At 67.9% G+C, this 8,522-nt stretch carries 9 protein-coding genes; 2 read left to right on the top strand and 7 right to left on the bottom strand.

Going from position 1 to position 8,522, the window contains the following annotated elements; genetic code table 11:
- A partial coding sequence (locus tag OXU43_04520; protein ID MDD9824413.1) for a hypothetical protein occupies positions 1-1,719 on the bottom strand: 1,719 nt, incomplete at its 3' end.
- A gap of 358 nt (positions 1,720-2,077) precedes the next feature.
- Between OXU43_04520 and lptF the strand changes: the two genes are divergently transcribed.
- Positions 2,078-3,160, top strand: a complete 1,083-nt coding sequence (gene lptF, locus OXU43_04525; protein MDD9824414.1) for an LPS export ABC transporter permease LptF — start codon at positions 2,078-2,080, stop codon at positions 3,158-3,160.
- Entirely contained in the window at positions 3,157-4,224 is a 1,068-nt protein-coding gene (gene lptG / locus OXU43_04530) for an LPS export ABC transporter permease LptG (GenBank protein ID MDD9824415.1), read from the top strand. The genes lptF and lptG overlap by 4 nt, the downstream gene beginning before the upstream one ends.
- Here lptG and cysQ read toward each other — a convergent pair.
- The 6 genes from cysQ to OXU43_04560 all read right to left on the bottom strand — a co-directional run bounded on the left by cysQ (position 4,183) and on the right by OXU43_04560 (position 8,219).
- Positions 4,183-5,058 carry a 3'(2'),5'-bisphosphate nucleotidase CysQ gene (gene cysQ / locus OXU43_04535; protein MDD9824416.1) on the bottom strand — a complete coding sequence of 292 codons (876 nt, stop codon included), beginning with the start codon at positions 5,056-5,058 and terminating at the stop codon, positions 4,183-4,185. The genes lptG and cysQ overlap by 42 nt on opposite strands.
- Before the next feature lie 22 nt (positions 5,059-5,080).
- Positions 5,081-5,641, bottom strand: a complete 561-nt coding sequence (gene trmB, locus OXU43_04540; protein ID MDD9824417.1) for a tRNA (guanosine(46)-N7)-methyltransferase TrmB — start codon at positions 5,639-5,641, stop codon at positions 5,081-5,083.
- 145 nt (positions 5,642-5,786) lie between these two features.
- The gene (locus tag OXU43_04545; protein MDD9824418.1) at positions 5,787-6,569 is read right to left on the bottom strand and encodes a thiazole synthase; all 783 of its coding nucleotides are present in this window, start codon (positions 6,567-6,569) and stop codon (positions 5,787-5,789) included.
- A gap of 55 nt (positions 6,570-6,624) precedes the next feature.
- Complete coding sequence (thiS, locus tag OXU43_04550; GenBank protein MDD9824419.1) at positions 6,625-6,852, bottom strand: sulfur carrier protein ThiS; 228 nt, start codon at positions 6,850-6,852, stop codon at positions 6,625-6,627.
- Positions 6,853-6,861: 9 nt separating this feature from the next.
- Positions 6,862-7,791, bottom strand: coding sequence for an MBL fold metallo-hydrolase (locus OXU43_04555; protein ID MDD9824420.1), 930 nt, complete (start codon positions 7,789-7,791; stop codon positions 6,862-6,864).
- Positions 7,791-8,219: a response regulator gene (locus tag OXU43_04560; protein MDD9824421.1), complete on the bottom strand. Its 429-nt coding sequence runs from the start codon at positions 8,217-8,219 to the stop codon at positions 7,791-7,793. The genes OXU43_04555 and OXU43_04560 overlap by 1 nt, the downstream gene beginning before the upstream one ends.
- Between the last annotated feature and the right edge of the window lie 303 nt (positions 8,220-8,522).

The following is an 8,522-nucleotide window of genomic DNA, read 5'->3' on the forward strand; positions in this document are numbered from 1 at the left end:
GTTGTCGTGATCGCTGGCCTCGATGGTGCCGGTAGCCGTGCTGTCGGCGCCGGTCATGGCGCCGCCGCCGGACACCGTGAGGGTGACGGTGAAGTCCTCGCTGGGTTCCTCGCTCGTGTCGTCGAAGGTGTGGATGACGCAGTCCTGGGGCGTTGTGTAATCGCCTGTATTGAAGGTCAGCGTGGGCGCGGGCAGGTTCGTGGCCGCCGAGGAGGCGCCGCTGCTGTCGCGGAAATCGCTGGCCACGATGCCATCGCCCGGCGACACGGTGCAGGTGGCGATCACCTGGCCGCCCGGCGCCGGGCCTGTGCCGACTACGGAGAAACGCAGCGAGTCGCCTTCGAGTGCGCTCCGCGCATCGCCGATGGAGAAGGTGGCCGCCGTCAGATCGCTGGCCCGGATCGTGCCGGTGGTCGTGCTGGCGGCGCCGAGTGTGGCGCCGCCGCCGGATATCGTGAGAGTGACGGTGAAGTCCTCGCTGGGTTCCGCGCTCGCGTCGTCGAAGGTGTGGATGACGCAGCTTTGGGGCGTCATGTAATCGCCACTGGTGAAGGTCAGCGTGTCTCCGGGGAGGTTTGCGGATGCCATGGAGGCGCCGCCGCTGTCGCGGAAATCGCCCGCCGCGGCGGCGCCGCCCGCTGCGACGGCGCAGCCGGCAATTACGTCGTCGGACGGTTGCCGGCCGGCGCCGACCACGGTAAAGCTCAGCGAGTCGCCCTCGTTCGCGCTCGGTGTTTCGCTGATGGAAAAGAAGGGCACGTCGCTGGCCTCGATGGTGCCGGCGGCCGTGTTGGCGGCGGCGTCGGGCGCGATGTTGGGGCCGCCGGACACCGTGAGGGTGACGGCGAAGCTCTCGCTGTTTTCCGAGCTCGCGTCGTCGAAGGTGTGGATGACGCAGTGCTGGGGCGTCGCGTAATCGCGCGCGGTGAACAGCAACGCAGGGGCGGGGAAGTCCGCGGATGGCGCGGAGGCGCCGCTGCTGTCGCGGAAATCGCCTGCCGTGGCGGGCATGGCGCCGGCGCCGGACACGGTGCAGGTGGCCGTGACCGGGAAGATGGGCGCCACGCCGCGGCCGACCACGGCAAAACTCAGCGAGCCGCCCTCTGCCGCCCCCGGCGCGCCGGAGATGCGGAAGTTGGTGTCAGAGTCAACGATTATGGTGGAAAGACTGTCTTCTCCGTCCGCGACCGTGCCGTCGCCGGAAACGATGCTCAGAGTCACCTTAAACCCCTCGGTGCTTTCCACGGCGTCATCGTCACGGATGAGAATGGTGCAAAGCTGCCCCGTTTGGTAGTTGGACGGGGTGAAAGTAAGCGTTTGCACAGGGAACGAGGATAGAACCGTGCGGCCCACGGGGTCGAGCAAATCGGCGGGCGTAATCCCGGCAGCGCCGTCCACGGCGTTGGGATCGGCGGCCACCGTGCAGGACGCCACCACGTTGCCGCCGGGCTGGGCGCCGCTTCCGATAACGGTGTATGGCACTTCTTGGGCAGGTCCCTCCGTGATCTGCGTGGCGCGGCCGGCCAGGGTGCCGCTGAGGCGGATTGCGAAAGTCGCTTGCGCATAGACCGTGCCCGGCAGTGCCGCCGCCGCCAATGCAGCGAGACAGGCCGCGAGACAGGACCGGCGCCACAGGGCGCGGGGGCGCGCCGGCGTTTTCGGCGTCTGGCCCGCCTCCAGTCCCGCCCCATATTCGGCGAGGCGGGGAGGACAAGGCATGGCCCCCGCCGATGCGGGATGCGAGCCGCGGGCGCATGGCGCCGGGGATTCGGGGGGCGGCGGTCGGGGTTCGTTGCGGAAGGTTTCGTACGGGCCGGTACGGGCCGATTTCGTACGATTGCGGGCGGCGCGGCTGCGGGCGGCAAGCCCCGTCGAGGCAAATTCGCCGCCATCGCAAGCACGGGCATTCGTGGTTGTAGGGTGCGGCATGCTTTTTCCTTGATAACGGTTAGGTAAGGTATTCTACAGGATTGCGCGGGGAATTGCAAAGAACCGCGACGCCTGAACCATGGGCGGATGCAAGTGTTTTGCCGCCCCCTGGATAAGGCCCGGACTGTGCAGCCGCCTGCGAACGAAGATGATTATCAGCCGTTACCTGTACCGCGAGATCGGCGCCAGGATGGTGTGGCTGCTGCTGCTGCTGCTGCTGCTGACCAATGCGTACCTGCTGGCGCGCTTTACCTCCTCCAGCGCGGCGGCCGGCATCCCGGTGTCGCTGCTGTTCGACGTGATGCGCCTGAAACTCGTGACCTATTTCCCGGAGTTGCTGTCCCTGTCCATGTTTCTGGCGCTGCTGAGCTGCTACGCGCGGCTGACGCACGACCGAGAATTGCCGGTCATGGCGGGCAGCGGTCTGGGGCTGGGCTATCACCTGCGGCTCAGCCTGCTGGCGGCCCTGCCCGCGGCCCTGCTGGCGGCCTGCTGCGCGTGGCTGCTTGCGCCCCGGGCGGAGGCGGCATACGCAGAGCTGCTGGCGCGCCTGCAACGGACGGACGCGCTGGCCTGGCTGTCCGCCCGGCAGTTCCATGCCCTGGGGCAGGGACGGGGAACGGTCTATATCGAGGCGGCGGCGGAGGGGCGATTGAGCGGCGTCTATTATTACTTTGCGGCGCCGGGAGCGCGGCGGGGCCTGCTCGTTGCGCGGCGGGCGTCTTTTGAGGAGGACGCGGCCGGCCGCCGCCTGGTCCGCTTTGAGGACGGCACGCGCTACGATCTGGACCCGCGCCGGCTGGCGCACAAGCGGACCCGTTTCCGCAGTTACCGCATTCAGGTGCCGCAGCGCGCGGCGATAGCGAAGAAGCGCGAAGAAGAGTCCATGTCGCTGCGACAACTATGGCAGCGCGGCACGGCGCGGCACCTGGCCGAATTGCAGCGGCGCGCCTCGCAGGTGGTCGCCTGTCTGCTGCTGGCGCCGTTTGCCGTGTTGCTGCAGCCGCGCATGCCTTATACGCGGCGCCGCTACGGCACGCTGCTGTTGGGGATCGGCGTTTACCTGCTCTACTACAACCTGATGGAATTGTCCCACGCGCTGCTGGCGCGCGGGCGCATCCCGCCGCCGCTAGGCTGGGGCGGGGCGCACCTGTTGGCGCTGGCGGCCTTGCTGGCCCTGGCGTACCGCCGGCGCCGGCCGGGCCCGGCGGCCGGGAGTCCGCGCCGGTGAAGATCCTGGCGCGCTACCTGGCGGCCAGTCTGGGCGCCGGCGTGCTCGCGGTGCTCTTTCTGTTGACGGGGCTGTTCGCCCTGTTCGATTTGGCGAATGAATTGGGCGACGTGGGCCGGGGGCATTACGGCTTGTATGGCGCGCTGGCCCATGTGCTGTTCAGCGTACCCGGCTTCGTCCACGAGTTGTTTCCGGTCTGCGTCGTCGTCGGCGCGGTCCTGGCCCTGGCGCTGCTGGGGCGCAGCAACGAGCTGCTGGCCTTGTCGGGTTACGGCTTGTCCCGCCGCGCTTGCGCCTTGCTGTTGCTCCGCTCCGCGGGGTTGCCGCTGGCCGCGCTCGCGGTGCTGAACGGCGAATTGCTGGCGCCCTTCGCCGAACGCACGGCGCGGGAAATCCGTGCCCATGCGGCGGGTCGGGATCTGCACTCCTGGCTCGGCGGAGAACTTTGGCTGCGGACCGGGAATACGCATGTGCATATCGGGCAGGTGGTCTCGGCGGGGCATATCCGGGACGTGACGCTGTATCGCTACGGCGCCGGGCAGGGCTTGCAGGAAATGGTCCGGGCCCGGCGCGGCTGGCGCAAGCCGTCGCATTGGTTGCTGGAGGAGGTGGAGACGGTGCGCTTCTCTGCCGCCGGCGCCTCGCGGGAGACGCAGGCGGCGCGGCAATGGCGGCTGTCCGTTTCCCTGGAGACGCTGGGCAGTACCGAGGTCCCGGCCCGGTTCCTGCCCATGACGGTGCTGTTCGACTACGCGAGGTATCTGGCGGCCAACCGGCAATCCAGCCCCCCGCACGAGTTTGCCTTGTGGTCGCGGCTGTTGCAGCCGGGCGTTATCCTGGTCATGGTCCTGCTGAGCCTGCCCCTGGCGCGCCTGGAATTGCCCGGCTTCGACGTGGCGGGCAAAGTGCTGGCCGCCGCCTTCGCGGGCATCGGCTACCAGGTGCTGGCGCGCGCCGCCTACCGGGTCGGCACGAGTTACGGGTTGCAGCCGGCGCTGCTCGCCGCGCTGCCTTTGGCGTTGTTAGCGGTCTTCTGCCTGGCGCTGTTCCGGCGCATGCGCTGAAGCCGCGGGCGGCCGCAGGCCGGCCTCTTGCAGGCGCGCCGGCCAGGGGAATCCCGGGTCTCCCAGGGCGAGAAAACGAGGGTTCTCCAGGCTGGGTTGCGTGTTGTAGCGCAGGGGGCGCAGGCGGAAGTCCACCAGCCGCCCGCCGGCTTGTTCCAGGATGCACTGCGCCGCCGCCGTGTCCCATTCGCAGGTTTTGCCGAACTGGGGATAGATGTCCGCCCGCCCGGCCGCCACCCGGCAGACCTTCAGGGAGCTGCCCATGGGCTCGATGCGCGTCCCCGTTCCCAGCCCCCGCAGGAATGCGTTCAGCCGTCGGTTGCGGCGGCTGCGGCTGCAGGCGACGCGCAGCCCCGCCGCCTGCGCGCGGCGGGTTTCGAGCCGGCGCGGCGGCCGGTCGCGGTCCCGTTCGTGCGCGCCCAGGCCCCGGGCGGCGTAGTAACAGGCGCCCGTGGCCGGGGCGTGGATCACCCCCAGTACCGGCGCATGCCCCTCGATCAGCGCGATGTTGACGGTGAATTCCGGCCGCCCGCCGATGAATTCCCGGGTCCCGTCAATGGGATCGATTAGCCAGTAGCGCGGCCATTTGCCGCGCTCGCGGAACGGGGGCGGGGCGGCCTCTTCGGAGAGCGCCGGCAGCCGACTGCATGAGGACAGCGCGCCGCAGATGTGTTGGTGGACGTCCAGGTCGGCCTGGGTCACGGGGGTGCCGTCGGCCTTTTGGCGGACCGCGAGGCGGGTCTGGAACAGCCGCATGGCCCGTTGCGCCGCCGCGGCGGCGATCTCGCACACCGCGGCCAGCGCCCGCTCCGGCGGGGCGCCGTCTATGAGCACGGTCGCGCCTCCGGGGGCGGTGTCAGGCCCGGCGCGCCAGGATCAGGTCGTAGATTCGTTTGCCCTCTCTCCTCGCGGCGGTTTCGTAACGGGTCAGCGGGCGCCAGCGCGGCCGCGGCGCCGTGCGCCCCTCTCCCGCCAGGTTGGCCAGGGCGGCGCTGCGGCGCAGGCAGTCCAGGATCTGCAGGAGGTAATCTCTCCAGTCCGTGGCGATGAAGATGCGTCCGCGCGGTTTCAGCCGGCTTGCCAGCAGGGCAAGGAAGCCGTCGTTTATCAGCCGGCGCTTGCGATGGCGTTTTTTGGGCCAGGGATCCGGGAACAGCAGCAAAACCATGTCCAGCGATTCTTCCGGGAGTTGCCGCTCCAGAACTTCCACGATGTCGCGGCAGATCAGCCGCACGTTGCCAAGGCGCTGTGCCGCCAGCCGGCGCAGCAGGCTGCCGGCGCCGGGGCGATAGACTTCGACGGCGATGCAGTCGCCGTCCGGGTGCTCGCGGGCCAGGGCCAGGGTCGTGTCTCCGTTGCCGCAGCCGATATCCAGGAGCCGCGGCGCGCAACGGCCGAATACCCGGTCCAGCGACAAGGGATGGGGCGAGAAGTCGAGACCGTAGTCTTGCCATAGCAGCCGCAGGGCGCGCTCTTGCGCCGGGGTTATGCGCCCCTCGCGGCGCGCGTAGCTGCGGATGGCCGGCGCCGCCCGGGCGGGGGACAGGCCCCCGTTTGCGTACTCAGCGATGGAACCGTCCTTCCCGGGGCGAGGAGGGCGCGGCGGCGTCGCGGCGCGGTATGCGTCCGGCGCGGAAGGCCTCGCGCCCGGCCGCCACCGCCTTGCGCATGGCGGCCGCCATCAGCGTGGGAGAGCGGGCGCCCGCGATCGCGGTGTTCATCAGTACGCCGTCGCAGCCGAGCTCCATGGCGATGGCCGCGTCCGAGGCGGTCCCCACGCCGGCGTCCACCAGGACCGGGACCGAGGCGGCGGCGACGATGACGGAGAGGTTGTGCCGGTTGAGAATCCCCAGGCCGGAACCGATGGGGGCGGCGAGGGGCATGATCGCCGCGCATCCCGCCTCCTCCAGCCGTTTGGCCGCCACCGGGTCGTCGTTGGTGTATGCCATGACCGCAAAGCCCTCCCGGAGCAGCAGGGGCACGGCCTTCAGGGTTTCGGCCACGTCCGGCAGCAGGCTTCGTTCGTCGCCCATGACCTCGAGTTTGACCAGGGTGCCCCGGCCGCCCAGCAGCTCGCGGGCCAGCAGGCAGGTTCGCAAGGCGGCTGCGGCGTCGAAACAGCCGGCGGTGTTGGGCAGGATGGTGTATTTTTCCGGGGATATGCAATCCAGCAGCTTCGCCGCGCCCGCCTTGCCTGCCCCGCCGCCGATATTGGCGCGCCGGATCGCCACGGTCACGATCTCCGCCCCGCTGGCTTCGATCGCCTGCCTGGCCTGTTCCAGATCGCGATATTTGCCCGTGCCCACCAGCAGCCGGGAACGGTAACGCCGCTCTCCGATGACCAGGGGGTCGGCGCTGCCGGGGGGCGCCTGTGTCGGCACGGGCGCCTGCGCTCGCACCTCAGCCGCCACCGACGGCCTGGACGATCTCGACCCGGTCTCCCGGTTTTAACCGCCGCCCGGGAAACCGGCTCGCGGATACGATCTGTCCGTTGATCTCAATGGCGAATCTGCCGGCGAGCGCCAGTTCCGACAGCAGCGAGGCGACGGTGTCGCCCCGCCGCACCGGAAACGCCTTGCCGTTGAGCAGGATGTCTCCCCCGCCGCTGTGCCCGGTACTGCCGGCCATCGCGGGGCGCTAGCGCTTCCTGGAGTTGCGGCGCAGATGGACGCACAGGCCCTCGCGCGCCAGGTAGCACTTCAGTTTGGACTTGTTCATTCGAATCATGGCTTCTACATCCTGCTGGATTTCCGCCATGAATTTGTCGCCGTGCGCAGGGTCGTGATGAAACAGGAACAGGACTTTGGCGTTCGCGTCCAGCGCCGATTGAACGGTGTCCAGGTAGCAGGAGTGCCCCCACCCCTGCTTCTTCTCGTACTCGTCCAGGGTGTATTGCGCGTCGTGGATCATGATGTCCACGTCTTTGAACAGCTCCTGGTCGGATTCGTATTCCTCCTGCTTCATCATGTCGTAGTAAGTCCGCTCCTGGTCGTTCAGGTTCTTGGATTGCTGAATCACCGTCTTCTCCAGAAACATGCACTCGTTGTCGGGGGCGTATGCGATCGTGCGGTCGAGGGTCTCGATCCGGTAGCCGTAGGTGGCGCCCGGGTGGTGCACGTTGCAGTACTGAATCTTCATGGGGCCGTAGGCGAACTCGTTGCTCTCGTAGGTGCGGTACCTGATTTTGGCGAGCCAGGTTTCGGTGCCGACCGGGAAGAAGGGGGAGCTCATCTGAGTGCTCACGGCGTTCTTCACGTCCTTCTCCGTGTCTCCGGGACCGAAGATCGTGATGCTCCACTCCGGCGAAAAGGCAGGGACAAAAAAGGGCAGGCCACAGATGTGATCCCAATGGTAATGGCTCAGGACGATGAACAGTTTGCGGATCTCGTCCTGCCGCATCAGCAGGTTCCCCAACGGGATGATGCCCGTGCCCGCGTCGCACAGCAGGATATGGTCGTCCACGCGGATCTCTACGCAGGAGGTGTTCCCTCCCACCTTCATATGGGTGGTGTAGGGCGCCGCGTAGGAACCGCGCACGCCCCAGAAACGCAGATAGGCCTTTCCCATCAGGTATCGTTCTTTTCGGCTTGGTTGCCGGCCTGCTCCCCGGCCTGCTCCAGGGTGTCCAGCACGACCGTCCTGATCTGCTGCATGGAGAAGGGCTTGACCAGGAATTCCAGCACGTTCAGCTCTTTGGCGATCAGGCGGTCCTGCATATAGTCTTTCGAACTGATTACGATCACGGGTATGTTCTCGTTGCGAGGGTTTTTGCGGCACTCCCGGAGCAGGGAGAAGCCGCCCTTGCCCGGCATCTTGGTGCTGATCAAGAGCAGGTTGGGCGTGTGTTGCTCCAGGTATTCGAGCACCGCCCGGGGCTCGTGCAGGAAAACGAATTCCACGTCCGCCCCTGCCAGGGCTTCCTGGAACATCGAGCACATCGCTTTGCTGCTCTCCGCAAGCGCAATCGTGGGCTGTGCGGGATTCGTCTGGTTCACTTAGGGCGCCTTGCCGAATTTCCGAATGATCTTTCCCGTCAGGTGGTCGGGCCAAGGAATACCTGGGCCCATTCTATCACAAGTCAGGGCGTATAAGTGCGGACAGACCGCTGGAGTTTGGTTTTCCGGCCCCGGATTCCCGCCGCCGCGCCAGCCGGGGGCAGGGGGAAGACGGGCCGGGGTGCCCTCCCCATGACCCCGCAACGGCAGGGATGTTGCGCGGGCATTGTACAGACACTTGAAAAGGCGTAGCGGTTGATCAAGACTTGCGCCGGCTTTCGGAGGCAGGTCGCCGGGCGTCGG

Source organism: Gammaproteobacteria bacterium (assembly GCA_028817255.1).
In the GTDB taxonomy this organism is placed as follows: domain Bacteria; phylum Pseudomonadota; class Gammaproteobacteria; order Porifericomitales; family Porifericomitaceae; genus Porifericomes; species Porifericomes azotivorans.

Bases quoted from the DNA above. Each gene is read 5' to 3' on its own strand.
- lptF (MDD9824414.1), top strand. From the start codon at position 2,078: ATGATTATCAGCCGTTACCTGTACCGCGAGATCGGCGCCAGGATGGTG.
- thiS (MDD9824419.1), bottom strand. From the start codon at position 6,852: ATGGCCGGCAGTACCGGGCACAGCGGCGGGGGAGACATCCTGCTCAAC.
- OXU43_04555 (MDD9824420.1), bottom strand. From the start codon at position 7,791: ATGGGAAAGGCCTATCTGCGTTTCTGGGGCGTGCGCGGTTCCTACGCG.